25 protein-coding genes and 1 pseudogene are annotated in these 26,665 nt (G+C 71.0%); 15 read left to right on the top strand and 11 right to left on the bottom strand.

What is annotated here, in order from left to right:
- Positions 1-26 precede the first annotated feature (26 nt).
- On the top strand, positions 27-812 hold the full coding sequence (locus ACIBH1_RS14170) for an ABC transporter ATP-binding protein (RefSeq protein ID WP_397314122.1): 786 nt from the start codon (positions 27-29) through the stop codon (positions 810-812).
- Between the two features lie 35 nt (positions 813-847).
- Here ACIBH1_RS14170 and ACIBH1_RS14165 read toward each other — a convergent pair whose 3' ends face one another.
- Complete coding sequence (locus ACIBH1_RS14165; RefSeq protein WP_397314121.1) at positions 848-1,189, bottom strand: SdpI family protein; 342 nt, start codon at positions 1,187-1,189, stop codon at positions 848-850.
- 283 nt (positions 1,190-1,472) lie between these two features.
- Complete coding sequence (locus ACIBH1_RS14160) at positions 1,473-2,177, bottom strand: cytidylate kinase family protein (RefSeq protein ID WP_397314120.1); 705 nt, start codon at positions 2,175-2,177, stop codon at positions 1,473-1,475.
- 222 nt (positions 2,178-2,399) lie between these two features.
- On the opposite strand from ACIBH1_RS14160, the gene ACIBH1_RS14155 reads away from it, so the two are divergent.
- From ACIBH1_RS14155 to ACIBH1_RS14145, 3 genes are all read left to right on the top strand, one after another.
- Complete coding sequence (locus ACIBH1_RS14155) at positions 2,400-2,648, top strand: hypothetical protein (protein ID WP_397314119.1); 249 nt, start codon at positions 2,400-2,402, stop codon at positions 2,646-2,648.
- Between the two features lie 137 nt (positions 2,649-2,785).
- Positions 2,786-3,370 (top strand): dihydrofolate reductase family protein, encoded by a 585-nt coding sequence (locus tag ACIBH1_RS14150; RefSeq protein ID WP_397314118.1) that lies wholly within the window; start codon positions 2,786-2,788, stop codon positions 3,368-3,370.
- Positions 3,371-3,609: 239 nt separating this feature from the next.
- Positions 3,610-5,409 carry a hypothetical protein gene (locus tag ACIBH1_RS14145; protein ID WP_397314117.1) on the top strand — a complete coding sequence of 600 codons (1,800 nt, stop codon included), beginning with the start codon at positions 3,610-3,612 and terminating at the stop codon, positions 5,407-5,409.
- Positions 5,410-5,914: 505 nt separating this feature from the next.
- Here ACIBH1_RS14145 and ACIBH1_RS14140 read toward each other — a convergent pair.
- The 3 genes from ACIBH1_RS14140 to ACIBH1_RS14130 are packed head-to-tail and all read right to left on the bottom strand — an operon-like array spanning position 5,915 to position 10,372.
- Positions 5,915-8,593 carry a Tex-like N-terminal domain-containing protein gene (locus tag ACIBH1_RS14140; RefSeq protein ID WP_397314116.1) on the bottom strand — a complete coding sequence of 893 codons (2,679 nt, stop codon included), beginning with the start codon at positions 8,591-8,593 and terminating at the stop codon, positions 5,915-5,917.
- Between the two features lie 57 nt (positions 8,594-8,650).
- Positions 8,651-9,832, bottom strand: a complete 1,182-nt coding sequence (locus ACIBH1_RS14135) for an amidohydrolase (RefSeq protein WP_397314115.1) — start codon at positions 9,830-9,832, stop codon at positions 8,651-8,653.
- Positions 9,833-9,841: 9 nt separating this feature from the next.
- A complete protein-coding gene (locus tag ACIBH1_RS14130; protein WP_397314114.1) occupies positions 9,842-10,372 on the bottom strand; it encodes a hypothetical protein in 531 nt (176 codons plus the stop codon).
- A gap of 36 nt (positions 10,373-10,408) precedes the next feature.
- On the opposite strand from ACIBH1_RS14130, the gene ACIBH1_RS14125 reads away from it, so the two are divergent.
- Positions 10,409-11,284, top strand: a complete 876-nt coding sequence (locus ACIBH1_RS14125) for a DNA-3-methyladenine glycosylase family protein (RefSeq protein ID WP_397314113.1) — start codon at positions 10,409-10,411, stop codon at positions 11,282-11,284.
- On the opposite strand, the gene ACIBH1_RS14120 is transcribed toward ACIBH1_RS14125, so the two are convergent.
- Together ACIBH1_RS14120 and ACIBH1_RS14115 are read right to left on the bottom strand one after the other, a co-directional pair.
- Positions 11,254-11,688, bottom strand: a complete 435-nt coding sequence (locus ACIBH1_RS14120) for a hypothetical protein (protein ID WP_397314112.1) — start codon at positions 11,686-11,688, stop codon at positions 11,254-11,256. The two genes, ACIBH1_RS14125 and ACIBH1_RS14120, sit on opposite strands and share 31 nt — an antisense overlap.
- The gene (locus tag ACIBH1_RS14115) at positions 11,685-13,388 is read right to left on the bottom strand and encodes an alpha/beta hydrolase (RefSeq protein ID WP_397314111.1); all 1,704 of its coding nucleotides are present in this window, start codon (positions 13,386-13,388) and stop codon (positions 11,685-11,687) included. Before ACIBH1_RS14115 ends, ACIBH1_RS14120 begins: the two co-directional genes overlap by 4 nt.
- Positions 13,389-13,509: 121 nt before the next feature.
- Between ACIBH1_RS14115 and ACIBH1_RS14110 the strand changes: the two genes are divergently transcribed.
- The 7 genes from ACIBH1_RS14110 to ACIBH1_RS14080 are packed head-to-tail and all read left to right on the top strand — an operon-like array spanning position 13,510 to position 21,068.
- Positions 13,510-14,556: a DUF917 domain-containing protein gene (locus tag ACIBH1_RS14110; RefSeq protein ID WP_397314110.1), complete on the top strand. Its 1,047-nt coding sequence runs from the start codon at positions 13,510-13,512 to the stop codon at positions 14,554-14,556.
- A complete protein-coding gene (locus tag ACIBH1_RS14105) occupies positions 14,553-16,109 on the top strand; it encodes a hydantoinase/oxoprolinase N-terminal domain-containing protein (RefSeq protein ID WP_397314109.1) in 1,557 nt (518 codons plus the stop codon). Before ACIBH1_RS14110 ends, ACIBH1_RS14105 begins: the two co-directional genes overlap by 4 nt.
- A gap of 11 nt (positions 16,110-16,120) precedes the next feature.
- On the top strand, positions 16,121-17,728 hold the full coding sequence (locus ACIBH1_RS14100) for an ABC transporter substrate-binding protein (protein WP_397314108.1): 1,608 nt from the start codon (positions 16,121-16,123) through the stop codon (positions 17,726-17,728).
- Entirely contained in the window at positions 17,728-18,744 is a 1,017-nt protein-coding gene (locus ACIBH1_RS14095; protein ID WP_397314107.1) for an ABC transporter permease, read from the top strand. The genes ACIBH1_RS14100 and ACIBH1_RS14095 overlap by 1 nt, the downstream gene beginning before the upstream one ends.
- The gene (locus ACIBH1_RS14090; protein WP_397314106.1) at positions 18,741-19,541 is read left to right on the top strand and encodes an ABC transporter permease; all 801 of its coding nucleotides are present in this window, start codon (positions 18,741-18,743) and stop codon (positions 19,539-19,541) included. The genes ACIBH1_RS14095 and ACIBH1_RS14090 overlap by 4 nt, the downstream gene beginning before the upstream one ends.
- The gene (locus ACIBH1_RS14085; RefSeq protein ID WP_397314105.1) at positions 19,538-20,242 is read left to right on the top strand and encodes an ATP-binding cassette domain-containing protein; all 705 of its coding nucleotides are present in this window, start codon (positions 19,538-19,540) and stop codon (positions 20,240-20,242) included. Before ACIBH1_RS14090 ends, ACIBH1_RS14085 begins: the two co-directional genes overlap by 4 nt.
- Positions 20,229-21,068: an ABC transporter ATP-binding protein gene (locus tag ACIBH1_RS14080; protein ID WP_397314104.1), complete on the top strand. Its 840-nt coding sequence runs from the start codon at positions 20,229-20,231 to the stop codon at positions 21,066-21,068. Before ACIBH1_RS14085 ends, ACIBH1_RS14080 begins: the two co-directional genes overlap by 14 nt.
- On the opposite strand, the gene ACIBH1_RS14075 is transcribed toward ACIBH1_RS14080, so the two are convergent.
- Complete coding sequence (locus ACIBH1_RS14075; protein ID WP_397314103.1) at positions 21,055-21,411, bottom strand: DUF742 domain-containing protein; 357 nt, start codon at positions 21,409-21,411, stop codon at positions 21,055-21,057. The genes ACIBH1_RS14080 and ACIBH1_RS14075 overlap by 14 nt on opposite strands.
- Complete coding sequence (locus ACIBH1_RS14070) at positions 21,404-23,227, bottom strand: nitrate- and nitrite sensing domain-containing protein (RefSeq protein WP_397314102.1); 1,824 nt, start codon at positions 23,225-23,227, stop codon at positions 21,404-21,406. The genes ACIBH1_RS14075 and ACIBH1_RS14070 overlap by 8 nt, the downstream gene beginning before the upstream one ends.
- A gap of 131 nt (positions 23,228-23,358) precedes the next feature.
- On the opposite strand from ACIBH1_RS14070, the gene ACIBH1_RS14065 reads away from it, so the two are divergent.
- Entirely contained in the window at positions 23,359-24,912 is a 1,554-nt protein-coding gene (locus tag ACIBH1_RS14065; protein ID WP_397314101.1) for an ABC transporter substrate-binding protein, read from the top strand.
- Here the strand turns inward: ACIBH1_RS14065 and ACIBH1_RS14060 are convergent.
- Positions 24,895-25,071 (bottom strand): hypothetical protein, encoded by a 177-nt coding sequence (locus ACIBH1_RS14060; protein ID WP_397314684.1) that lies wholly within the window; start codon positions 25,069-25,071, stop codon positions 24,895-24,897. The genes ACIBH1_RS14065 and ACIBH1_RS14060 overlap by 18 nt on opposite strands.
- Positions 25,072-25,091: 20 nt before the next feature.
- On the opposite strand from ACIBH1_RS14060, the gene ACIBH1_RS14055 reads away from it, so the two are divergent.
- Both ACIBH1_RS14055 and ACIBH1_RS14050 read left to right on the top strand, forming a co-directional pair.
- Positions 25,092-25,766, top strand: coding sequence for a hypothetical protein (locus tag ACIBH1_RS14055; RefSeq protein ID WP_397314666.1), 675 nt, complete (start codon positions 25,092-25,094; stop codon positions 25,764-25,766).
- Between the two features lie 106 nt (positions 25,767-25,872).
- A pseudogene (locus ACIBH1_RS14050) lies at positions 25,873-26,214 on the top strand (helix-turn-helix domain-containing protein); the annotation flags it as partial.
- A gap of 57 nt (positions 26,215-26,271) precedes the next feature.
- On the opposite strand, the gene ACIBH1_RS14045 reads toward ACIBH1_RS14050, so the two are convergent.
- On the bottom strand, positions 26,272-26,448 hold the full coding sequence (locus ACIBH1_RS14045; RefSeq protein ID WP_397314100.1) for a hypothetical protein: 177 nt from the start codon (positions 26,446-26,448) through the stop codon (positions 26,272-26,274).
- Positions 26,449-26,665: the final 217 nt, after the last annotated feature.

Raw genomic sequence — 26,665 nt, 5'->3', positions numbered from 1 at the left:
CGGACACCCCGGCAGAAGGAGAGCCCATGACCCCCGTCATCGACGTCACCGACCTGCGCAAGACCTTCGGCCCGGCCGTCGCCGTCGACGGCGTCTCCTTCACCGTCTGCGAGGGCGAGTCCTTCGCCGTGGTCGGCGAATCCGGATCCGGCAAGACCACCGTGGCCCGCATGCTCCTCGGGCTCGAGACACCGACCAGCGGCACCATCGCCGTCTGCGGCCGGGCCAGACCCGCCGGACGGCCCTCCTCATCCGAGCGCCGCCGGCGAGCCAGGGAGATCCAGATCGTCTTCCAGGACCCCTACTCCTCCCTGGACCGCCTGCAGAAGGTCGGCGAGGTGATCTCCACCAGCCTGTCCCTGCACTTCCCCCTGACCGGTACGGCCCTGCGCACCCGGACCCTGGAGCTGCTGGAATCGGTCGGCCTGGCCGAACGCCACGCCTCCATGCTCCCCTCCCAGCTGTCGGGTGGCCAGCGCCAGCGGGTGGCCATCGCCCGGGCCATCGCCGTGGAGCCACGCGTGCTGGTCCTCGACGAGGCCGTCGCGGCGCTGGACGTGTCGATCCAGGCGCAGATCCTCAACCTGCTGGCCGACCTGCGGGAGCGGACGGGGATGAGCTACGTGTTCATCTCGCACGACCTGGCCGTGGTCAACCAGATCAGCGACACCGCGATCGTCATGCACCAGGGCCGGGTCGTGGAACGCGGGCGCACCGCCGACCTGCTGCGGGAGCCGAAGGAGGAGTACACGAAGGCACTGCTGGCGGCGGTGCCGCGGCCCGGATGGAAGCCGTCGCGCCGTGCCGGCTAGGACGCTCATCCGGCACGGGGCCATGCTGCCGAGCCTCACCGGTCCCGAAGGGCCTTGACGGCACGGACACCCATCACCCCGCCAAGAACCGTCAGCGCCAGCATGCCGGCCAAGGCCACGGTGACCGCTGTTGTCACGTCCTCCTCGGAGGGCAGCAGCACGGCCGCGACCGCTCCGGCCAGCGCCACGCCGCCACCGGCCACCGTGGGCCACCCTGCCGCTCGGTTGGCGACCCGGAACGCCGCGTCGCTGCGCATCGTAGAGCGGGTGCGCACTCCGGCGACGCTGTTACGCGGCAGCCGCCCCGCCAGGCCCAAGCCCCCGACGACCCCGGCGGCCAGGCCCGCGAGAGCGAGGAGAAGCGCCACGAGCTCCATGGCGCAAGGGTACGTCCGGAGATCCGCGCGGCGAAGGCCGCTGCGATGAGCCTTCACGTCAAGGCGCCGATCGTAGGTCGGTTCTCCTTTTTCGAGGCGCCGCTTGGGGCGGATCATGACTCGGGAGCGTAGCGATCGGCGGTGTGTGGCCCTGCTGTCGTCCGAACCGGGGAGCGGCACTCGGCTCCCGCTGACGGCATTCGCGTGAACACACGCCTGGCGAGTGACCGAGCGCCGGACGCAGTTGCCTTGAGTGGTTCGTCGAGCGGACGTGGCGCACTCGTCACATCCTGCGCCTCGACATGTGCGCTCGCACATCCCAGGTCGGCCTTTCGAGCTGATCGTTGTACACGACGATGTCGGCGTGGTCGATCGGGCGGGCCTCGGCGAAGTAGAGCCGTTGGGAGGGGATGTAGCGCATGCGCCAGGACCGCTCGACCTCGGCGAGGTCCTCGGCGGATCTCGCCACTGCTGCGCTACGTCCTCGGGCGCGATCTATCGTCTCCTCGAAGGGAACGGAGACGAAGACGCGCAGGTCCCACCTGTCGACGAGCTCCGGGCGCAGAAGGAAGACCCCATCGAACAGGAGCACCGCGTCTTCGGACGCGGTCGTGGGCGACACAGCCGAGCGGGCGTCGGTGTCTCGGTCGTAGACCGTCTCCCGGATCCTCCGGTCCCCGCCCGGGCCCAGCGGATCGAGCAGGACCCTGCACAGCGCGCCGCGGTCATGGGCGTCGAAGTAGCAGCTTTCGGCTGAATACCGGCCTCGTCGATAGCGCCGCGCGCGGGGGAAGAGGAAGTCGTCGACGGTCGCACGGATGACGTCGCGTTCCTGCGCGCGCAGGACGGCGGCGAGTTCGTCGGCCAGCGTGGTCTTGCCGGCGGCGGGCGGCCCGTCGATGGCGACCCGCAGCGGATGCGCGGTCGTAACGGACGCGATCACCTCGGCCAACTGGCTGATGAGCTCGCCGCGGGTGCCTTGGTGCATCGGTGCCCCCCTCGATCCCTTTGTAGCATCGCAGGCCAGGCTGCGGTCGCTGGTGCGTTCCGAGAGGACGCTCGTTCGGCGCAGACACCGCCAGGATCTCGAGGGAGGACGCGTCATACGGCGGGCAGGTGGCAACGGTCTGCGCCCCTCTCGGGCCCAGAAGCCTAAGCCCCCACGCGCGCCCTTGCCTACGCGCTCGCGCCGTACCCACCACTCACCCCCTTGCCGCCACTCGCGGCGGCGGAACTGCTGGAATCGGTCGGCCTGGCCGAACGCCACGCCTCCATGCTGCCCGCCCAGCTTTCGGGCGGCCATCGCCAACGGGCGGCCCTCGCCAACAGGCGGCCCGCGCCCGCCGGGCCATCGTTGTGGAGCCGCGCCCGCCGGGCCATCGTTGTGGAGCCGCGCCCGCCGGACCATCGTTGTGGAGCCGCGCCCGCCGGGCCATCGTTGTGGAGCCGCGCGTGCTGATCCATCGCCGTGAAGCCAAGCACGCTGGTCCTCGCCGCCGGGCACTTCCGAACTAGGGGCGCGCACCGCGATGATTTCCACCGTGCCCGCCGGTCTGTCCCTCCGACCGGCGCTCCACCGCACTCCAGGAGATCACCATGACCGCCACCTACACCTTCGACGTCTTCTCCACCCTCGACGGCTACGGCTCGTACACCAGCGACGGTGACTGGGGCGGCTACTGGGGCAAGCAGGGACCGGAGTTCCTCGCCCGCCGCCTGGCCCTGTACAGCGAGAAGCAGCGCCTCGTCCTCGGCGCCAACACCTTCCGCCAGTTCGTCGAGGTCCTCGGCCCCAGCGACGAGGAGTCGCAGGTCAACGACCCCGTGAACACCCGGCTCAGAAACCTGCCGACCACAGTCGTGTCGACGACCCTCCACGCCCCCCTCACCTGGCCCGACGGCACCCTCGTCAGCGGCGACGCCGTTGACGCCGTGGCCCGACTCAAGCAGGAGTCCCCGGTGCCGTTGCGCTCTCACGGCAGCCTGGCGATGAACCGGGCCCTGATGGCCGCCGGGCTGGTGGACAGGGTTCAGCTGACGGTCTTCCCGGTCATCAGCGGGCGGACGGGGGCGGATCCGATCTTCCGGGGTGCGGCCGACTTCGACCTGGAGCTGATCGAGAGCCGGACCCTCGACGGCCACATCCAGGAGCTCACCTACCGGCCCACCTTGCACGCCTGAGCTCTTGCGCAGAGGCGCGCCCGTGCCCTCGTCCTTGTCGTACGGCGGGCAGGCGTATTCCTGGGTGCGGCCGCGTCCTTGCGCACGAGTCTTTGGGGGCCGTGGCCGCGACCGGTTCCCATCACGCCGCCACCGGTCCCCGGTGTGCGCACCGCACCGCCCGTCCGTCGTCGGGGTAGGGCGAGCCGCCACATCTCACCCCGCCCTCCTCCGACAGCGGCGCGCTAAGATCGCGACCCATGCCCGCGGACACCTTATGGCGACTTTTCAGGATCGCATCGGTAAGCCTCGTCCTCGCCGCAACCGTCGCGGGCCTGGTACTCGGCGACGCCTGGCTATGGGCAGCCGTCGAATGGTCCCCGCCCGCCTACGGAAGCTTCTACGCCGAGCACGGGTTCACCACCCTGACCACCGCGGCCCTTATCGCAGCCGCCCTGGTCAAGACCGCGCTCCTGTGGCTGATCCTGCGTCCCCCCGCGTCAGGAGCCCTGGACCGCACGACGAAGATCCTGCGACGGCTCCTGTATCTCGCAGTGGCATACGCCCTGGTGCTGTGGATCCCGATCGCGCTTCTTCTCGACGCGGTCGACGCTGGCGACGCCGTCGACAGCGCCTTCAACCTCGTGTTGTGGGCCGCCATCTACGCCCTCTACCTGATCGTCATCCGCTGGCGGTCCCGCGTGCTGCGTGCCGCGGCCGGAGCGATGTTCGCGATCGAGCTGGTCACCATGGCCAACGATCTGCTCGACGAGCTCGACCTCCTGGAACTCCCCGTGGGCGAGATCCTCGCCATCGGTCTGGCGCTCTGCGGCCTGGCCGCGACCATCCTCACGATCGTCGGCCAACGACGCGACGGCCGATGGAGCCGGGGCACACTGATCGCGGGGTGGTTGTCGATCAGCGTCTTCCTGATGGTGATCCCGTACCAATATGTCGTCACCCTGGTGGGATTCGACGACCCGCTGCCGGTGATCGTCATGGACGCGCTCGGGCTCACCGGCACCGTCTGGCTCGCGGCGACCGCCCGTGAACTGTCGCCCGGCCGAGGCCACCCGGCCTACCCCCCACGCCCACCCCGGCGCGCGATCCGCGTCACCGTGGCGGCGATGGTCATCCTGCCGATCATCGGGCTGATCGAGCCGGAGCACACCCCGCACCTCACCTTCACCGGCTGGTCCACGGACTGCTACGACCGGTCCGGCTTCGGCGACCTGAAACCCGAGGAGCGGGAGGCCGTCTTCCTGTGCCTCGCGCGGCGCACCTTCGACGGTGTCCCGCCCATGTTCCCGGACACCCTGCCGGACCAGCAGGTCCTCTCGTACGGCCAGGCGTTGTGCCGGGCGAAAGACCGCGAAGAACAGAAGGCGATCCTCACCCGCGCCGGAAGCGAGCGCTCCGCCTGGGGCGCCGACCCATGGGACCTCGTCTACATCTGCCCCGAGATCGTCGGCGCGACCCACCCCGAACTGCTGCGATCCACCGCCGAATCGCAAGCCGCGGAGGCCGACTACATCGCCGAGCAGAACGCCAGATGCCGCGACCCCTGGCCACGCACCAGGGGCGTCCGCCAGGCCACGGCGAACTACTTCCTGTTCGTCGACGGCGACCCCGGCTACCTGGTCCACGACCCCAGGGACGAGATCACCACCAGGTCGGATGAGGAGCTGATGGACAAGCTCTTCAAGGATCGCGCCGGCATCGGGCTGGGCGCCAGCGCCGCGCTCATCGGGCACGTCGCGGACGTCAGCGACGTATGCCTCACCGTAAAGGCCTTCCGCACCGCGCCCCCGCCCCGGACCTCCGGCTGGGACCAGGTCCACGAGGTGCCGATCCTCAGCCGCAGCGGCGAACTGACCGTCCCGTACATGGGCGAGGGCGGAGACGTGGGCGCAGGCGCCCCGATGCCGAACCTGGCGATCGCCGGCAAAGGCCGCTACCGGCTCCGCGTGTACGTGCGGGTCAACAAGGCGGGGGAGGAGGAACACCTGGTCGTGGTGTTCCCGGGTGCATCGAGGAAGAGAGTCACGCTGAAGGGGTGAGAGGCGGGTTGTGGCGTGCAGGCTGTCGCGGGTAAGTCTCCAGCGTCGTCGGGCTCGAGGCTCGCACCGGCGAAGACGGGCGCCTTCCTCGTGCCTTGCCTTGTCGATACGGCCGGCTTTCGTGGGCTGCCTGGCGTTGGCCGATGAGGTGACGGGCGGCCAGTCCCCGCCGCGCCCTGGTGGGCCTGGGCAGGTTCGGTGAGCGGAGCTCTTGGGCGAGCCAATAATCGGGGGCGAGGTCCCGAGGCGAAGTTCCGAGGCGAAGTTCCGAGGAGAGGCTCTGGGCGAGGCCTCTGGCGAGGCGGAGGACCATGGGGTGCGCGGGCTGCGCCCGCGCCTCAGAAGGGCGTCCTCGCGGAGCGAGGGCCGCCAGGGGTCGCGCCTGTGGCGCGACTGGGAGGACAGCCTGAACCGCGTTGCGCGAAGCGCTCGCTGTGAAGACCTTTCGACGGGCGACGGGCGACGGGCTGGGCTCCAGCTCTGAGGGCTGGAGCCCAGCGGGATGTCAGCGTGCGTCCGAGCCGCCGCCGAGGCCTGCCTTGCGGAGGGCTTCGGCCATGGCGCCGGAGGGGGCGGAGCGGTCCTGGCGACGGTCGCCGCCCGAGCGCTGGCCGCCGCGACGGTCGTTGCCGCGGTCGCCGGAGCGGTCGCCGCGCTGCCCCCGGTTGTCGCGGTTGCCGCGCGCGCCGTCGCGGCCCGAGGCGCTGCCTGCGCCCCCGCGGTCTGAGCCGTCGCGCCCGGCGCCCTGTCGCGCTGAGCTGTCACGCGAGCCTCCGCGGCTGGTCCCGTCGCGGCCCGAACCGTCGCGGCCGGAGCCGTCTCGCGTGGTGCCGTCTCGGCCCGAGGCCGAGCTGTCTCGGCCCGCGCCGTCTCGGCCTGTGCCGGTGCGTGGTGGGCGGGTGTCGGTGCCTCGGTTGTCCTGGGAGCCCGAGCGGGGGCCGCCTGGGCGGCCGGTGCCCTGGCGCTGGCCCCTGCCTGCGCCGCCGCCTGCGCCGCCGCCCGTGCCGCCGCCCGTGCCGCCGCCCGTGCCCGAGGTTTCCGTTTCGTCCTCCAGGCGCATCGTGAGGGAGATGCGCTTGCGCGGGATGTCGACGTCGAGCACCTTGACGCGAACGATGTCGCCCGGCTTGGCCACGTCGCGCGGGTCCTTGACGAACGTGCGGGACATGGCCGACACGTGGGCGAGGCCGTCCTGGTGGACGCCGATGTCGATGAAGGCGCCGAAGGCGGCGACGTTGGTGACGACGCCTTCGAGGATCATCCCGGGCGCCAGGTCGGAGATCTTCTCGACGCCCTCCTTGAAGGTGGCGGTCTTGAAGGCGGGACGCGGGTCGCGGCCGGGCTTGTCGAGCTCGCCGAGGATGTCGGTGACGGTGGGCAGGCCGAAGGTGTCGTCGACGTAGTCGGCGGGCTTGAGCGAGCGCAGGGCGGCGGTGTTGCCGATCAGCGTCTTGAGGTCGGTGGAGGCCGAGGTGAGGATGCGGCGCACGACCGGGTAGGCCTCGGGGTGGACGGCGGAGGAGTCGAGCGGGTCGTCGCCGCCCGGGATGCGCAGGAAGCCCGCGCACTGCTCGAAGGCCTTGGGGCCGAGGCGTGGGACGTCCTTGAGCGCGGTGCGGCTGCGGAAGGGGCCGTTGCCGTCGCGGTGGGCGACGATGCTGGCCGCGAGGGTGGAGCCGATGCCGGAGACGCGGGTGAGCAGCGGCGCCGAGGCGGTGTTGACGTCGACGCCGACGGCGTTGACGGCGTCTTCGACGACGGCGTCGAGTGAGCGGGAGAGCTTGGTCTCCGAGACGTCGTGTTGGTACTGGCCGACGCCGATCGACTTGGGGTCGATCTTGACGAGTTCGGCCAGGGGGTCCTGCAGGCGGCGGGCGATGGAGACGGCGCCGCGCAGGGAGACGTCGAGTTCGGGCAGCTCCTTGGAGGCGTACTCCGAGGCGGAGTAGACGGAGGCGCCCGCCTCGCTGACCACGATCTTGGTGATGCCCGGCATGTGCTTGACCAGCTCGGCGGCGAGCCTGTCGGTCTCGCGCGAGGCGGTGCCGTTGCCGATGGCGATCAGCTCGACGCCGTGGCGCTGGCACAGGGCGCCGAGGACGGCCAGCGACTGGTCCCACTGGCGCTTGGGCTCGTGGGGGTAGATGGTGGCGGTCTCGACGACCTTGCCGGTCTTGTCGACCACGGCGACCTTGACGCCGGTGCGCAGGCCCGGGTCGAGGCCCATCGTGGTGCGGGCGCCGGCCGGGGCGGCGAGCAGGAGATCCTTGAGGTTGGCGGCGAACACGCGCACGGCCTCGTCCTCGGCCGCCTGCCACAGGCGTGTGCGCAGGTCGATGCCCAGGTGCACGAGGATGCGGGTGCGCCAGGCCCAGCGCACCGTCTCGTTCAGCCACTTGTCGGCGGGCCGCCCCTGGTCTGAGACGCCGAACCGGGAGGCGATGCGGAGTTCGTACTCGTCGCCCTCCTCCGGCTCCAGCGCGACCGACAGGACGTCTTCCTTCTCGCCGCGGAAGATGGCCAGGATGCGGTGGGAGGGCAGCTTGGTGAACGGCTCGGCGAACTCGAAGTAGTCGCTGAACTTGGCGCCCGCCTCTTCCTTGCCCTCCTTGACGCGCGAGGAGACCTGGCCGTAGGACCACATGCGCTCGCGCAGCGACCCGATCAGGTCGGCGTCTTCGGCGAACCGCTCGATGAGGATCGCGCGGGCGCCTTCGAGGGCCGCGGCCGCGTCGGCGAGGCCTTCCACGACGTACGGCCCGGCGGTCGTGACGGGGTCGAGCGACGGGTCGCCCAGCAGGGCGTCGGCCAGCGGCTCGAGGCCCAGCTCTCGGGCGATCTGAGCCTTGGTGCGGCGCTTGGGCTTGTAAGGAAGGTAGATGTCTTCCAGCCGCGCCTTGGTCTCGGCGGCCCGGATCTGCTCGCGCAGCTCGTCGGTCAGCTTGCCCTGCGACTCGATGGACTCGAGGATCGCCGAGCGGCGCTCCTCCATCTCGCGCAGGTAGCGCAGCCGCTCCTCCAGGGTGCGCAGCTGGGTGTCGTCGAGCGCGCCCGTCACCTCCTTACGGTAACGGGCGATGAACGGCACGGTCGAGCCGCCGTCGAGCAGGTCGACGGCCGCGCTCACCTGCCCCTCGCGCACGCCGAGCTCGTCCGCGATCCGCTGCTGGATAGAGAGCACCACTCCGCCTTTCGAAGGACTTCGAAGGACCCCCGACGGTCTCCCGACGGTCCTGCCCGGTCAATTGTGCAGGACCCCGCCGCCCTCCGAGACCAGGCTGTGGACAACCTTCCCGCTGATCATGACCAGTGTGCGCGGCGGACGGGTGACCACGGCCTCGGCCGCGCTGCTCACGGGCACGACCACAAGATCGGCGCGGCAGCCCACGGAAAGTCCGTAATCGGCCAGGCCCAGCACCTTGGCTCCGCCGTACGTGGCAGCCCGGAGCGCGAGCGAGATGTCCTCGTCGCGGCGGAAGGTGCTGCGGTAGGCCAGGTGCATCGCCCGCTCCAGCATGTCGCCGCTGCCGTACGGACCCCACAGGTCGCGGATGCCGTCATGGCCGCAGGCCACGACCACGCCCGCGTCGAGCACCCGCTTCAGCGGCGGGACGGGGAAGCTGTAGACGGCGGCCGTGGCCAGCGCGACCCCGGCGTCGGCGAGAGCCCTGGCCAGGCGGTCCTGATGGGCGTCGTCGATCTGGCCCAGCGCGTACGCGTGGCTGACCGTCACCCTGCCGCCCAGGCCGAGGGCGCGGGTGCGTTCGGCGATCAGCTCCAGTTCCCAGGCGCCCAGGGTGCCGCCGTCGTGCAGGTGGATGTCGAGGAAGGCGCCGTAGCGGTCCGCGAGCGCGAAGATCAGGTCGAGGTGGCGCACCGGGTCGCGGTCGATGCCCGCGGGATCCAGCCCGCCGATCGCCGCGACGCCGCTCTTCAGCGCCTCCTCCAGGAGGTCGAGGGTGCCCGGGTTGGTCAGGATGCCGTGCTGCGGGAAGGCGACCTGCTGCACGGGCATGCCCACCTCGGCCGCCGCCGCGCTGACCGCTTCGACGCCCCGCAGGCCGACCGCCGGGTCGATGTCGGTGTGCGACCTGACGTGCGCTGTGCCGTACGAGCGCATCGTGCGCAGGAGCGCGGCGATCCTGGACTCGCTCGGCACGCCCAGCTCGCCGCGCCGCGACAGGTCGTTGCCGATACGGCCGGCCAGCGTGTCGTCGGCCGAGTGGGGCACCCACGGGCCGCCGTACAGGGTCTTGTCGAGATGGCAGTGCGCCTCGACCAGGGCGGGCAGGACGAGCTGGCCGGAGATGTCGATGACGTCCGGGTCGACGGGATCGGTGGCGATACGGCCGTCGCGCACGAGAAGGTCGGCCGGTCCGTCGGCGCCCCACGGGGTGCCGCCACGCAGTAACACCTCTGTCATGAAAGCACCCTAATCCGAGGGTGTGCCGAGATGGCCGATCCTGGCGACGACGTGGCCGCGGCGGCAGGCCCAGGCTCCGTTCTCGGCGTGCAGGCCCAGGTCGTGGTCGGGGCAGAGGGGCCAGACGGTGAAAGAGGCCTCCATGACCGCCTCCTGTACGGCATCGGCGACATAGGTGGGAACGTCGCCCCCGAAGGGGACGCGGTCGTGAGAGAAGTGATCGTCGACCTGGAGGCGGACGCCGTCGGGATCCCAGTCCGGTACGGCAAGCGTCACCTCGCCCGTCGCGCCGGTGGCATGCATGTCGTGGGTTACCAGGTCGATGGCCGTCCGCCACGAGCGGTACGGGGCGGTCAGCGCGTCCGCGAGACGGTGCAGGTCCTCGGGCGTCAGGTCGGCGGTCGGGCGTTCGAGCAGTTCCCGTACGGCCGGAGTGTCGTGGTCCAGATCCGACAGGACGCAGGCGAGCGCGACGAGAGTGTCGGCCGTCGCGGCGCCGGAGATCACCTGGAATGCCAGGTCGAGGTAGCCGGCCGTCATTGAGCAATCCTAGGCGGCGGTTCATACGATGCACGCATGAGATTCACGCTCGACGCCAAGGGGCCCTACGACTTCGAGGCCGCGCTGCGCTTCGTCGAGGACTGGCCGGTCACGGGGGCGCTCGGACACAGCGACGGGCGGACGCTGCGGTTCGCTTACGCGGCCGAGGCCGACTGGCGGCCCGTCGGGGTGACCGTGACCGGGACTCCCGGAGGGGTGGAGGTCACCACCACGCGCGCCGTGGGGCGCGGAGAGGTCGCGCGCATCCTCTCGCTCGACGTGGACGGGAGCGGGTTCGCGGCCGCGGGGGAGAAGGATCCGGTGCTGGGGGAGGTGCAGCGGCTGCGGCCGGGGCTTCGGCCGGTGTGCTTCTGGAGTGCCTGGGAGGCGGCGTGCTGGGCGGTGATCGTGCAGCGGTCGTCCATGTACATCGCGGCGCGGATCAAGCAGCGGATCGCCGAGCGGTACGGGGCCGAGGTGGAGGTGGACGGGCGGGGATATTTCGCGTTTCCGCCGCCCGCCGCGCTGGTGGACGCGGGAGGGTTCGGGCTGCCTGAACGGAAGGAGGAATGGGTGCGGGGGCTCGCTCGGGCGGCGCTGGACGGGGTTTTGACGGGGGAATATTTGCGGTCCGTGGAGCCGGAGGAGGCGCTTGCGGAATTGCGGAGGCTGCCGGGGGTGGGCGGGTTTTCCGCGGGGTTGATTTTGACTCGGGGGGCGGGGGCGCCGGACGCGTTCGTGGGGGAGGAGCCGCGGTTGTTCGGGGTGCTTCGGGGGGCTTATGGGATTGGGGAGGATGCGGGAGTGGGGGTTTATCGGGGGGTGATGGAGGGGTGGAGGCCTTATCGGAGTTGGGGGGCGTTCTTGTTTCGGGCGTTGGGTTACAGGCAGGGGGAGGTGGCGGCTAGGTAGAGGGCGTCGCCTTCGGCCCAGACGAGGGCGAGGGTGTAGTTGTCGGGGTGGGATTTGGCGAAGAGGCTGGGCTTGTCCGCGGACCCCTGTGCGGTGATCGTGTGGCCGCTTGACTCCCAATGGGCGCGGATTTGCCGGGAGATGTCGGCTGAGCTCTTCTGCGGCAGGCCGCGAAGCCAGTAAGCGCGGTTGACAGTAAAGCGTGAGGGTTCGCCATCGTCGTAGTCGCACGGATTGGGAGTGACGGAGTAAGGGATGAGCTCGAGTCGAGGCCGGGGGCGCAGCACGGCGGCTGTGGATCTGACGAGTTGCTCGACGCGAGTGACGGCCTCTTCTTGTGTCATCTGGATTCCCGGGGTGCACGCCGATAGGAGCAGGGTCAGCAGCAGGAGGCGGCTCGTCATTGCGAGCTCCGGAGCTGCGGTAGGAGCAATTGCGGCTGGATGTCGAGAAGAGGGGTGACGAGGCCGTCGTATTCGCCGTTCACAATGCGCGCCATGTTGAGCAGGGAAGGGGTGTGCGCATCCCAATACCCCGAATGAGCCTGCACCACATGACGGCTCCCCGCCGAGAACACCCTCCCCCCGAACCCCGCATCCCCCGGGTCCCGTGTGAACCGCCCTAGCATCGCCACCGGATCGTTGGGATCCTCCCCCACCCAGACCCGCTCCGCCCCCACCTTCAACTCCCGGGCGTGCTCCACCCCCACTCCCGGGCTGCCGACGAACACGAACTCGTCCGCCAGCCGCCCCGGCCGCAGCAGTGCCGCCTTGCCCGACACGAGCGACCCGTACGAGTGCCCCAGCACCACGTACCGTGTCCCCTCGCCTCCGGCGGCCCGGAGGCCGTCCGAGAAGGCGGCCAGTTCCACGGCGCCCCGTTCCGCGGGTGCGTCGGAGGCGACGGAGGCGGGCGCGTCGAGCAGGTTCTCGAGTTGCGGCGCGTCGTAGCCGAGCCAGGCGATCGACGCGATCGCCTGCTTGCCGGCGGTGGCCTGGGACTGCTGCCACAGGACGCGGGCGCGGTCGATGTCGCCGGCGAAGCCGGCGAGTTCGGTGTTCAGGCCTGGCACGTAGGTGACGACAGTGTCGGCGGCGTCGGGGTCGCCCCAGGAGACGACGAGGCGGCCGGTGCCGTGGAGGTCGAGGGCGAGCAGGAGGGCGGGTGGGTGGCCGTCGCGTCCGCCGGCGGCGAGTGCCCGCTCGATCATGGCGATGTTGCGCAGCAGCTTGCCGATCTGGTCGCGGGCGACGAGGGAGGCGGGGACGGCGAGGGCGGACAGGTCTTCCATCACGTGGGCGAGCTGGTCCAGCTGTGCTTGCAGGCGCTGCTTCTCGGTGGTGAGGAAGGCGCGGTTGGCCTGGTCGCGGATGGCGGCGGGCAGGCCGTTGAGGGAGCCGAATCCGGGCAGGCGGGTGAGGCGTTCCTGGACGGTGGCGGGCAGGCGGTGCCACCAGGCGTGGACGCGGGCGGCGAGGCCGGGGTCGCGGCGGGCCAGGAGCTGGGTGAGGGCGGCGGGGTCGCCGGAGGCGACCTTGGCCAGGAGGGTGTCGGGGTCGGTGGCGGTGGCGTAGCCGCCGAACAGGTCGAAGGCGACGGAGTCGGAGGGCAGCCAGGGTGAGTCGCGCTGGATGCGGGCCAGGCGGCGGCGCAGGTCGGGCGCCTGGGTGCCGGACCATTGGCCGGCGGCGGCGATGGTCCAGCCGGGGGAGGCGGGCTGGCCGGTGGCGGACAGCAGGGCGCGGACGCGGGCTCCGGCGGCGGGCAGGCGTTCTGCGGCCTGGTCGAGCATGGTGACGAGGCCGCGCATGGCCTGGGTGTCGATGCCGCGGAAGGGCCCGTGGGTGGCGGAGGCGATGGGGACCTGGGTGGCGATCGAGGGGGCGGCGGGTGCGGGTTCGCCGCGCCGTACGACTTCGCCGGCGAGGGCGGCGAGCGCCATCGAGAAGGCGGACTGGATCGAGCTGCGATGGGTGGCGAGCGAGGCGGTGAAGTGGGGCGCGCCGCCGCCCACCCACGCGCTGGCGGCCATGACTCGGGTCGCGGCGTCGAGGTCGGCGGCGTGCTCGGTGGCGAGCGCGGCAACCGCTCGAAAGGCCTCCATAGCATCTGACATGGTCGCTTCAGCATCGCAAAGCGCTCGCGGGCCGGGCAGCGGAACGGCGGTTCGTGGGGGAATGTGATCTAGCGGAAAGCGTGGGTGATGTGCTTGGTTTTGCAGCTATATGGAGCTCAACGAGAGTGATATTCCAGCGCTCGCGCGTGGTTGCGCCGTCCTGGGGACGGGTGGCGGCGGCGATGTGCGCGTGGGCGCGCTGGCCGCGACCAGGGCGATCCGCGACCACGGGCCGGTGCGGGTCGTGCGAATCCAGGACCTGGCCGACGACGAGCTGATCGTGCCGCTGTCGGGCATCGGGGCGCCCACGGTCAGCCACGAGATGCCGCACGGCGAGGCGGAGGCGCACCGGATCCTCGACGAGGTCGAGAAGATCTTCCAGAGGCGTCCGGCCGCGATCATGTCCAGCGAGATCGGCGGCTCCAACGGGGTCGCGCCGGTGGCCTGGGCCGCGCAGCTGGGCCTGCCGCTGCTCGACGCCGACGCGATGGGCCGGGCCTTTCCCGAGGTCCAGATGGTGTCGATGTACGTGAAGGGGCTGCCCGCCGACCTCGTGATCATGTCGGACGTGGTCGGGAACGTCACCACGATCCGCCCCGTCGACGGCCTGTGGTCGGAACGCATCGCCCGCGCGGTCTGCGTGGCCGCCGGGTCCAGCGCGCTGATGGCCGACTACGTGCTCACGGCCGGGCAGGCGCACGGCGCGGTCATCGAGGGCACGGTCGGCCGGGCACTGCGGATCGGCCGCCGCCAGACGCTGGAGGCGCTCCAGGAGGAGCTCGGCGCCGTCCGGCTGATCACCGGCAAGCTGACCGACATTGAGCGGCGTACAGCGGGCGGCTTCGTGCGCGGCTCGGCCACGATCGAGGGCACCGGCGCCGACAAGGGCCGCAGCCTGGTGCTGGAGCTGCAGAACGAGAACCTGGTGGCCGTCGAGGACGGCGAGGTCAGGGCGATGGTCCCCGACCTGATCGCGGTGATCGACACCGAGACCGCCGCCGCGATCCAGACCGAGGCGCTGCGATACGGACAGCGGGTGACCGTCCTGGCGTGGGCGTGCGACCCGATCTGGCGTACGGCACGCGGCCTGGAGGTCGCCGGTCCTGGCGCGTTCGGCTACGACCTGGAGTACCGACCCGTGGGGACCGGCGTATGAGCCTCAGAATCGGCCTGGACGTGGGCGGCACCAACACCGACGCGGTCGTGCTCGACCACGGCGACCGCCTGGTCGCCAAGGCCAAGCGCCCCACGACCCCTGACGTGACGGGCGGCCTGCTCGCCGCCCTCGACGCGGTCCTGGGTGAGGTCGACCCGGCGGCGATCACCCGGATCATGCTCGGCACCACCCACGCCACCAACGCCATCCTGGAGCGCCGCGGCCTGGGCAGGGTGGCGGTGATCCGGCTGGGCGCCCCGGCGACCACCTCGGTGCCGCCCCTGTCGGACTGGCCGGGCGACCTGCGGGCGACGGTCTCGGCGGGGGAGGCGGTGCTGCCGGGCGGCCACTTCGTGGACGGCTACCCGATCAGCCCGCTCGACCTCGGCGCGGTGCGCCGCTTCCTCGACGGCCGCGACGCCGACGCGGTCGCGGTGACGGGCGTGTTCAGCCCCGCGAGCGCCGAGCAGGAGCGGGCCGTGGCCGAGCTCGTGACGCGTGAGTACGGCCTGCCGGTCAGCCTCAGCCACGAGCTCGGCTCCCTGGGCCTGCTGGAGCGCGAGAACGCCACCGTGCTCAACGCCGCCCTGTACGGCGTGGCGGATCGGGTGACCGGCGCCCTGACCTCCGCGCTGGAGTCCAGGGGCCTGTCGGCTCTGCCGTACCTGGCGCAGAACGACGGCACGCTGATGACGCTGGAGCAGGCCAGAAGGCTCCCGGTCTCGACGATCGGCTCGGGCCCCGCCAACTCCCTGCGCGGCGCGGCGTTCCTGTCGGGTGCGCAGGACGCGATCGTGGCGGACGTGGGCGGCACCTCGACCGACCTGGGCGTGCTCGTCGGCGGGTTCCCGCGCGAGTCGACCGCGGCGACGGAGATCGGCGGCGTGCTCACCAACTTCCGCATGCCCGACATCCTGGCCATCGCCCTGGGCGGCGGCAGCGTGATCGGCCCGGGTCCGAGCGTGGGGCCGGAGTCGGTGGGCTACCGGATCGCGGAGCTGGCGCTGGCCTTCGGCGGCGGCGTGCCGACGCTGACGGACGCGGGCATCCTGGCAGGGCGCGGCCAGGAGCTGGGGCGGGCCTGGGAGGCAGGGGAACTGGGCCGGGCCTGGGAGGCAGGGGAGCTCGAAGCCCTCCTGACCGAGGCGCTCAAGGTCTCCGACGCCATGGTCGAGGACGCCGTGGACCGCATGACGCTGGGCCGTACCGGCAGGCCGCTGGTCGCGGTCGGCGGCGGCGCGTTCCTGCTGCCCGCCTCGATCCCCGGCGTCAGCGGCGTGCTCCGCCCGCGGCACGCCGAAGTGGCCAATGCCGTCGGAGCGGCGATCGCCCTGGCGAGCGGGAGAGTCGATACGATCTTGCCTGCGGGCCAAAACAGAGCAGAACGCATCGAAGCGGCAAAAACCGAAGCTGCCGCGAGAGCCGTGCAGGCGGGTGCCGACCCCGGCGGGGTCGAGATCGTGGACCTGTACGAGATCCCGCTCAGCTATCTGTCGGAGCCCGCGGTGCGTCTGCACGTGAAAGCGGCAGGCCCGCTGAAACCGAACCGGTGAAAGGACCCCCGATGCGCTGGCACCAGGGACTGCTCGTCGGCGTCGTCGCCTTAACCCTGTCCGCGTGCGCGGGCGGTCAGGTGCGCGGTGCCGACCGGAGCCCCCAACCCGCGGCCGACACCACCGCGCCGACGTCCCAGACGACAGAAAGCGCCCAGACGGCCCCGGCCAATGACAAGACCTTCGTCTACGCCCCCAACCTGGACGTGGTCACCGACTGGGACCCGGCGACCTCGTACTCCAACGAGATCATCGCCATGGCGAACATCTACGAGAGCCTGACCAGGTACAACGCCCAGACCCAGAAGGCCGAGCCGAAGCTCGCGACGGAGTGGACCGCGTCGGCCGACGGCAAGGAGTGGACCTTCAAGCTCCGCGAGGGCGTGACGTTCCACACCGGCAAGCCGCTGACCGCCGAGGTCGCCAAGCAGGCCATCGAGCGCACGATCAAGCTCAACGGCGGCGCCGCCTACATCTGGGCGCCGGTCAAGACGATCGCCGCTCCCGACCCGCTCACCCTCACCTTCTCCCTGAAGTACGCGGCCCCGCTGGACCTGGTCGCCTCCTCCGGCTACGCCTCCTACATCTACGACCCCGACGGCGTCTCGCCCGACGGCGACAAGGACGGCGGCAGCGGCCCCTACACGATCGACCAGTGGGCCAAGGGCAAGGAGACCGAGCTCACCCTCAAGGCCTACGACGGCTACTGGGGCGGCTGGAAGCCCGAGCAGTACAGGAAGGTCGCCTTCCGGGTCACCGAGCAGGTCAACACCGCCTGGCAGCTGCTGCAGAGCGGCGAGGTCAGCTTCGTGCCGCGCCTGAACCCGCAGCTGTTCCAGCAGGCGGCCGGCACGCAGGGGGTGCAGACCTCCTCGACGCCGTCGTTCCAGAACCTGCTCCTGCTGTTCAACACCGAGAAGCTCGACCCGGAGGTGCGGCAGGCGCTCCAGCACGCCATCGACTACGACGGCCTGGTCGCGGCGCTGAAGGGCGCCGGGGTCAAGGCCAGCGGCCTGGTGCCGCCCGGCCTGCTGGGCCACACGCCGGGCAAGGAGCCGGTGTACGACATGGCCAAGGCGCACGAGCTGCTGCAGCAGCGCGGCTTCGGCGTCGACGGCACCGAGCTGGAGCTCAGCCTCACCTACGCCCAGGGCGACGACGACCAGAAGCTGCTGGTCACCCTGCTGACGTCGGCGCTCAAGAAGGTCAACGTGACCGTGAAGGCCAAGCCGATGCAGTGGAGCGCCCAGTGGGACCAGGGCAAGAAGGGCGGCCAGGACATCTTCGTCATGTACTGGTATCCCGACTACGCCGACGCCTACTCGTGGTTCTACAACATGTTCAGGACGGAGAAGGAGACCAGCTTCAACCTCTCCTACCTGCAGGACAAGGAGATCGACAAGCTCATCGCGGGGCTGCCTGCGCTGACCGCGGTCGACCAGGTCAAGGCGCACGAGTCGTATGCCGACCTGCAGCGCAGGATCCTCGACGAGCAGGCCGCCGCTGCCGTGCCGTACGTGCAGACCTACCAGCGGGCGCTGGGCGCGGACGTGAAGGGGTACGTGGACAACCCGGCTTATCCGAACGTGGTGTTCTTCCACGACGTGACCTCCCCCTGATGGTCGGTTACCTGATCCGCCGGCTCGGCCAGGCTCTCCTGGTCGTGGCCGGCGTGGTCACGCTCACCTTCGTGATCATGAGGCTGGTGCCGGGCGACCCCGCGGTCGCCTACGCCGGGCCCAAGGCCACGCCCGAGCAGCTCGCGGCCGCCCGCGAGCGGTTCGGGCTGGACGATCCGCTGGCCGTCCAGCTGGTCGCCTATCTGCGCGACCTGCTGACCGGCGACTGGGGGACCAGCCTGCACTCGCGGCGGCCGGTGCTCGACGACCTCGCGCTGGCCTTTCCCGCCTCGCTCGAACTGGTCGGGTCCGCGCTGGTGATCGCCGTGGCGGTGGGGTTGCCCGTGGGCGTGCTCGCCGCCCGCTTCAAGACGAAATTTCCTGACTTCGTGGTGCGGGTCGGCTCTATGCTCGCCGTCTCCTTCCCCGTCTTCTGGCTCGCCCTGGCCGTCCAGACGATCTTCGCGACCGGCCTCGGCTGGTTCCCCGTGGCGGGGGAGTACGACGGCGACCTGGACACCACCAGCCCGCTCACCCTCTGGACCAACATCACCGTCGTCGACGCGCTGATCACCGGGAACTGGCCGATCCTCACCAGCACCCTGTGGCACCTCGTCCTGCCCGCCCTCGTGGTCGCCGCCTACCCCGCCGGCGTGATCGCCCAGCTGACCAGGGCCGCGCTCATCGAGGAGTCGACGCAGGACCACGCCAGGCTCGCCCGCGCGCTGGGCTTCCGCGAGAGCACGATCCTGACGCGCTTCTCCCTGCGCGCCGCGCTCAACCCGGTGCTCGCGCTGGTCGCCCTGGTCTTCGCCTACTCGATCGTCAACGGCTTCCTGGTCGAGGCGATCTTCAACTGGCCGGGCCTCGGCCGCTACGCCACCGCCTCCATCCGCTCCCACGACACCCCGGCCATCGCGGGGGTCACGCTGCTGGTCGCCGTCGTCTACGTGCTGGCCAACCTGGTCGTGGACCTCCTGCAAGGCGTCGTCGACCCCCGGGCGCGTGCGCGATGAGGCGGCTCGGAGCGTTCCTGCTCGCCCTGATCGTGCTGGCGTCCCTGGCCGCGCCCTGGCTGGCGCCCTATCCCGAGGACGCCGTCGACCCGCTCAGCAGCCTCCTGCCGCCCAGCCCCGAACACTGGTTCGGCACCGACCAGGCTGGGCGCGACATCTTCTCGCGCGTGCTGTACGGCGGGCAGACCTCCCTGCTGATCGCCGTCGCCGTCCTGGGCAGCTCCGCCCTGGTCGGCGTCGCGCTGGGCATGACCGCCGGATACGCGGGCGGCTGGCTGCGCGACGTGATCATGCGCGTCACCGACGTCTTCCTCGCCTTCCCCGCCCTGCTGCTGTCGGTCGCGCTCGCGGTCGTGCTCGATCCCACCGTGACCACGGTGATCGTGGCCATCGCCGCGACCTGGTGGCCCTGGTACGCCCGGCTCTCCATGTCGGTGGCCGCCTCGGTGTCCACCCGCCCGTACGTCGACGCCGCCCGCTGCCTGGGCGTACCCGCCCCGCTGATCGTCGTACGGCACGTCCTGCCCAACTCGCTCACCCCCGTCCTCGTCCAGCTCTCGCTCGACGCCGGAGGCGTCATCCTGACCGCCGCCGCCCTGTCGTACCTGGGCCTGGGCGCCCAGGACCCGATCGCGGAATGGGGCCTGATGGTCGAGCAGGGCCAGTCGCTCATCTCCACGAACTGGTGGGTGGTCACCTTCCCCGGCCTGGCGATCGTGCTGACCGCCTTCGCCTTCAACGTGTTGGGCGAAGGCCTGCGCAACGCCCTCGACCCGCGCAGGACGGTGATCAGATGATCGAGGTCAGCGACCTGGAGGTCAGGTACGGCACGCACGTGGCCGCCATCGTGCCCGACCTGACCGTACGGCCGGGCGAATGCGTGGCGATCGTGGGGGAGAGCGGCTCGGGCAAGAGCTCCACCCTCATGGCGCTGCTCGGCCTGGCCGAGGCGTCGGGGAACGTCACGATCTGCGGCGTCGACGTGCTCAGGGCGGGTCCCGGGGAGCTGCGGCGGCTCAGGGGCTCCAAGGCCGCCCTCGTCATGCAGTCGCCCCAGGCCGCCCTGCCTCCCACCACCCGCCTGGGCGCCTTCATGCGCCGCGCGCTCAAGCTGCACGGCGTGCGGGCGTCCATGGAGGAGGCCATGCGTGCCGTACTCCTGGACCCGGCGCTGCTCAGGCGCTACCCGCACGAGATCTCCGGCGGCCAGGCGCAGCGGTTCGCCATCGCGCTGGCCATCGCGCTCGGCGCCGAGGTGATCCTGGCCGACGAGCCGACCAGCGCCCTCGACGTGACCGTCCAGGCCGAGGTGATCGCCGTCCTGCAGCGCCTGCGGGCCGAGCGGGATCTGGCGGTGCTGATGGTCTCCCACGACCTGGCCCTGGTCTCCACGATCGCCGACCGCATCGTGGTGATGAAGGACGGGCGGGTCGTCTCCACGCTCGCCCACCCCTACGCCCGAGAGGAGCTGGAGGCGGTGTTCGGTGCTCAAGGCTGAGAACGTCACCCTCGCCTACGGCCGCACGCCCGTGGTCCACGACGTCACCCTGGAGATCACCCCGGGCGGCGTCGGGCTCATCGGCGAGAGCGGCTCGGGCAAGACGACCCTCGCGCGTGCCTTCCTGGGCCTGCTCAAGCCGGTCAAGGGCGCGATCCTGTACGGCGGGCGGCCGCTGACGGACCTGCGCGCCTTCCGCCGTGAGGTGCAGCCGGTCTTCCAGGCCGAGTCGCTCGACCCCCGCATGCGGGTCGGCCGCAGCATCGCCGAGGCCCGCCCGGCCCGGCCGGTCGCCTCGCTGATGGAGGCCGTCGGGCTCGACCCCGCCCTGGCCGACCGCCGCCCCCACGAGCTCTCGGGAGGGCAGCGGCAGCGTGTGGTGATCGCCAGGGCGCTGGCCGTCGAGCCGCGCCTGCTCATCCTCGACGAGCCGACCAGCGCCCTCGACGTCACCGTCCAGGCCAGGATCCTGGAGCTGCTGGCCGGGCTGGAGACCGAGCGGCTGCTGATCACCCACAACCTGTCCGTGGTGTCGCGGTTGTGCCGTACCTCCCACGTGCTGTTCGCCGGCCGCGTGGTGGAGTCGGGGCCCACCGCGGAGCTGCTGGCGCGGCCGATGCACCCGTACACCAGGGCGCTGCGCGAGGCCGTGCCTGAGCTGGGCGGCAGCCCGCCCGTGGCCACCGGGGCCGAGCCGGTGACCGCCGCCACGGGATGCGCCTACCGGCTGCGCTGCCCGCTGGCCGTACCCGCCTGCCAGGAGCGGCCGGAGCCGGTGGCGATCGGTGACAGGCGGGTCGCCTGCCACCGCGCTACAGAGCTCTGAGACCGCTGATCACGTCGAGCAGGATGTGCGGGTCGGACATGGGCGTGGGCAGCTCGACCTTGACCAGTTCCTGGGCGTGCAGGTCCCCCACCAGCACGCGCACCACCCCGATGGGCAGGCCGAGCTCGGCGGCCACGTCGACCAGGCGGGTCGGCCTGATGCACTTCTGCAGGATGATGTGGTGTTCGGGCCCGAGCCCTCCGGGCGGCGCGAAACCGCCCACCGTCGTGATCACGGCGATGAGGTCGATGGCCGCGGTGGCCGGTACCGTACGGCCGCGCGTCAGCAGGTAGGCCGGGACGATCGGACCGGCGTCCTCGTCCAGCCAGCGTTCGTCACTCATGGACCACCACCTCGACCTCGGTGGGGACAGGGATGATCACATGTGCAGCGGGGATCAGCACGATGGCGGTGGTCCCTCCATATGGTGAACCGCGCAACGTCACGCGGATATCGTGTCTGGCGGCCAACCGGCCGACCACGAACAGCCCCAGCTGGTCGCCGTCGTGCAGAGCGTCGAACTCCGGCGGCGCGGCCAGCAGGGCGTTGTGCTGGGCGAGTTCCGTTTCGCCCATTCCCAGCCCGCGATCCTCGACCACGACGGCGAATCCGTGGGCGGCGTTCTCGCCCCGGACGGTGACCGGCGCGGTCGGCGGGGAGAAGACATTGGCGTTCTCGATCAGCTCGGCGATGAGATGGATGACGTCGGCCACGACCGCGCCGTCGAGGCACAGCCCCGGCATCTCCTCGACGTTGACCCTCGGGTAGTCCTCGACCTCGGCGGCGGCGCCGCGCACCACGTCGATCAGCCGCACCGGCTTGCTCCAGCCTCGGCCCGGCGTGGCGCCCGACAGGATGATCAGGCTCTCCGCGTGCCTGCGCATCCGCGTCGTCAGGTGGTCGAGGCGGAACAGGTCGTCGAGCGTGCCCGGCTCCGTGGCGCGGTGCTGCATGCTCTCCAGCTGGATGCGCTGGCGGTGCAGCAGCGCCTGGCTGCGGCGCGACAGGTTGCGGAAGACCTGGCGCACCCCCTCACGCAGCTGCGCCTGGCCGACCGCGGCCTCCACGGCCGTGCTCTGCACGGTGGCGAAAGCCGTACCGACGTCCTTGATCTCCGTCGTCGTGCTGCGCACCGTGATCGCGGGAGCCTCCACCTCGGCGCCCTCGCGGAGCCTGGCCACGACCTGCGGCAGCCGCTCCTCGGCCACCTCCAGGGCGGCCCTGCGCAGCTCGGCCAGCTCCTTGGACAGCCGGCTCGCCTGACGCAGCGAGATGAAGATCGAGAGCATGACGAGCATGGCCCCGATGCCGCCCAGCAGGTAGGCGCGCATCAGCACGGTGTCGGCCACCGGCTCGGCGCGGCCCGCCAGCAGCGAGCTGGCGTGCATCTCGGCCTCGCCGAACGCGTCGACCAGCTCCTTGCTGACCACCGGCCAGTCGACGGGCACCCGCCCGTCGATGATCTGCTCCTCCATGACCCGCAACCGCAGGTACTCCGGCGAGGCGATGATGCCCACCTGGATGTCGCGCAGCTCCGGGTCGAGCTCGGCCAGCGACTGGTCGATGAGGAACCGCCGGTTGCCGACGATCTGGGTGAAGGCGGTGCGTTCCTGCTCGCTCGTCGGGCCCGCCCCGATCGCCTGCTCGCGGGTGAGCAGCTCCTTGGCGAACCCGAGGTTGATGACCAGCCGCGACTGCTCGTAGATGGGGATGTCGTTGATCAGCGCGACGCTGCGGTGCAGCCCGAACAGCGCGTCGACCATGTCGCTGTAGGACTCGACCGCCGCGTACCTGCCGATGAGGCTCTCCGACACCTCGCCGCGCAGCACGTCGAGCCGGGCGACCTGGGTGAGCACCTCGTCGACCTCGGGCGCGTGCGCGCTCTTGGACTCGGCCGAGCGGGTGCGGAAGCGTTCGCGGGCCTCGTCGGTGGCGCTGTGCTGGAGCAGGAAGGCCTGGCGGGCGGCGGGCTGGCCGGTGCGCAGGAGGCGGACGGCGGCCAGGCGCTCACGCTGGAGCTCGGCCCCCAGCCGGTAGGCCGGGAGGCGCAGGTTGGTCCAGAGCGTCTGGTACGCCCTCAGCTCCAGGCTCTCGTGCGCGCTCACCGCTGACAGGACACCCCACAGGACGAGCATCGAAACGATCGGGACCAAGAGCAAGCCGACGATCTTCGTTCTGATCGTTCGGCTACGGCCCATGGGCACCCCCAGTTTTGGACCTCACGAGAATAGCAAGTTGATCACCAGAAGTCCCGATTTTTCGGCACTTGTGCGGTAGGTTGCGGCACATCATGAAGGCCCGCCTCGTCGCCCTCGTGCTCGCCCTCCTCATGGCCGGGTGCAGCGCCACCCCCACCATGGAACCGCAGCGGCGACCCACCGCACGCACGCCGGCCTTCGTGTACGTCGAGAACGTCGACGTGATCACCGACTGGGACCCCGCCACCGCCTACTCCAACGAGATCGTGGCCTTCCAGAACATCTACGAGACGCTCACCCTCTGGAACCCCGTCTCCAAGAAGGCCGCACCCCGCCTGGCCACCTCGTGGAAGGCCAGCGCCGACGGCAAGACCTGGTCCTTCAAGCTCCGCTCCGGCGTGCGCTTCCACACCGGCAGAGCCCTCGACGCCGCCGCCGTCAAGGAAGCCGTCGAACGCACCATGTCGAGCAACGGCGAACCCGGCTACATCTGGGGCGCCGTCTCCTCCGTCGTCGTCGACGACCCGCTCACCGTCACCTTCGTCCTCAAATACGCCGTGCCGTTCGACCTCGTCGTCGCCTCCACCTACGCCGCCTACATCTACGACCCCGCCGGCATTGACCCGGCGGGCAAGAAGGACGGCGGCACCGGGCCCTACACCATCTCCTCCTGGACCAAGGGCGCCGCCGACGAACTCGTCCTGACCGCCTTCGACGGCTACTGGGGAGGCTGGGAACGTCCCCACTACCGCAAGGTCACCTTCCGCGTCGTGCCCAGCACCCAGGACCAGTGGACCGGGCTGCTCACCGGCGAAGTCACGTTCGTGCCGCGCATCAACAGATTCAGGTACGGCAGAGCCGCCCGCATGGGCGGCCTGCGCACCTCGCGCATGCCCTCCTACCAGGTGCTCACGCTGCTGTTCAACACCCGCATCGGCCCGCTCACCGACGTGCGGATCCGCAAGGCGCTCCAGCGGGCCATCGACTACTCCGGCCTGACACGCAAACTCGCCGGCGCCGTCACCCCGGCCAGCGGCATCATCCCCGAAGGCCTGCCCGGCCACGTCAAACGCCGAGCGCCGCGCCAGAACCTCCAGGCCGCCACCCGGCTGCTCGCCGCCGCAGGCTACGGGCCGAACGGGCGACCCCTCACGCTCTCGCTCACCTACGCGGAAGGCGACGAGGACCAGCAGCAGCTCGTCACCTCGCTCCGCCGTACCCTGCGCGAACTCAACGTCACCCTCGACGCGCGCGCCATGCCGTGGCTCGAACAGTGGGAACAGGGCAAGCAGGGCGGCCAGGACATCTTCGTCATGTACTGGTGGCCCGACTACGCCGACGCCTACTCCTACTTCGGGCCCGTCTTCCGCAGCGCCGACCCGCCCGTGTTCAACCTGACCTACCTGCAGGACCCGCAGATCGACGCGCTCATCGACTCGCTGCCGGAACTCACCGCCGTCGACGCCGCCTCAGCCGAACGCGCCTACGCCGAACTCACCCGGCTCCTGCTCGACGTGAAAGCCGTCGCCGTCGTGCCATGGGTGGTCACCTACAACCGCTCCTACGCGGCAGGAGTGCAGGGCTACCACGACAACCCCGCCTACCCGGACGTGGTCTTCGTCTACGACCTACGACCCTCCGCCTGACTCCCGCGCCTCCTCGGCGGCGCGTTCGCGCAGCTTGAGCCGGATCTCCTCAGGGGTGTAGGCCCGGCGCCGCCGCTCCGCACGCGCGATCACCACCCCGGTCGCCGCCACGCCCGCGACCCCCGCCAGCCCGAGTATCTTCCACCAACGACCTCGCATCTGCTTAGGCTAGCGGTGTGCTGACACTCGACGAAGCCGTCAACGAGACCCGCACCGGCGATCTTTGGATCTTCCGTGGCCGCTCCGTGCCCGACCGCGCCATCCAGACGATGACCAACAGCCCGGTCAACCACGTCGGCATGGCCATCGTCGTCGAGGACATGCCGCCCATGATGTGGCACGCGGAACTCGGCAAGTCGCTGCTCGACCTGTGGTCGGGCACCCACCACCGCGGCGTGCAACTGCACGACCTGCGCTCGGCGGTGCTCGTATGGGGCAACAGGTACGGCCAGCGCGCGTGGCTGCGGCAACTCGAGCCACTCGCCACGGCCGAGATGGAGGACGCCGCCCTGCGCACCGTCGCCCGGCTCGACGGCACCCCCTTCCCCTCCACCGCCCGCCTCGCCACCCGCTGGGCCCGCGGCCGCATCCCCCAGCTCCGCCGCCCCCCGAGGGAGAGGGTGCTCGAGAGCGCGTACTGCGCGGAGGTGGTGGCGGTGACATACGAGGCGATGGGGCTGCTGGAGGGCGGGCGCAAGGCCAACTGGTACGACCCGGGGCGGTTCTGGAGCGGCGACGACCTGGAGCTGACGGGGGGCTACAAGCTCGGCAACGAGATCACGGTCGGCGTCCCCCACAGCGCGGCCCCTTCCGGTAAGCCGGGCGCTCCGCGCCAGGCACGGTCGGGGCTGTGACACCGGGGCTCCGCCCCAGACCCCGCACGGGGGGCTCCGCCCCCCGGCACCCCCACCCACCCGTGACGCGCTTCCGGGGTCACCCGCCTGGATCCCACCCGAGTCTATGGTCCTCGCGCTTCGCGCTCGGGCGCTCTGGTTTCGGCCCGGGCTGCGCCCGGGCACCCCATGGTGGAGGGTGGCGAACGTGATATTCCGAGAGGTCCGCCTCGTTTCGGTGGCTGAGGTGGCACGCCGGACGGCAGTGTGCGAAAATCGCACAGTGAGTAGTGTGGAGAGCTGGAGCGAGCTGGGCGAACGCGTGCGCGAGGCTCGGCTGGCCCATGGGCTCACGCAGACTGACTTCTCGACTCGGGTGGGATTGGACCGCACAGCCCTGGTTCGGATCGAAGCAGGGCAGAGGCAGATCTCCGCATTGGAACTGATGCGGATCGCTGACGTGTTGCACCTACCTCTTGGACACTTCGTCGCTCGTTCGCCGTCGGCGGTCACTTCACGGCGGCAATCATTGGCTGACGATGCCGACGCTGCGACTCGAGAGCGGTTCCTGCTCGACGCCGACCTCGAAACGCACGCCCGCGACACCAACTGGCTCATCGAACGCGATCTGCTCACGCCGCCGCACCCGCAGCCCGCAGCTGTCATCGGTGATGAGCATCAGGCGCGCGATCTCGCCCGTCACATTCGCCAGCAGGTTGGCATGGGGCGGGAGCCGGTGGCCTCGATGGCAGAACTGGCCGAGAAGCTTGGCCTGTATCTGACCGTGATCGACCGCGATGTAGAAGGAGCCTCCCTCCTTCTCGACGGATACGGCGTAGCAGTCGTGGGGGGGGGGGGGGGGGCCCCCCGCCCCCGCCCCCCCCCCCCCCCCCCCCCACCGCGCCCCCCCCCCCCCCCCG

This window comes from Nonomuraea sp. NPDC050663, assembly GCF_044456985.1.
In the GTDB taxonomy this organism is placed as follows: domain Bacteria; phylum Actinomycetota; class Actinomycetes; order Streptosporangiales; family Streptosporangiaceae; genus Nonomuraea.
Note: the sequence above shows the minus strand (reverse complement) of the source record. Positions and strands in the feature narration are given on the sequence as shown.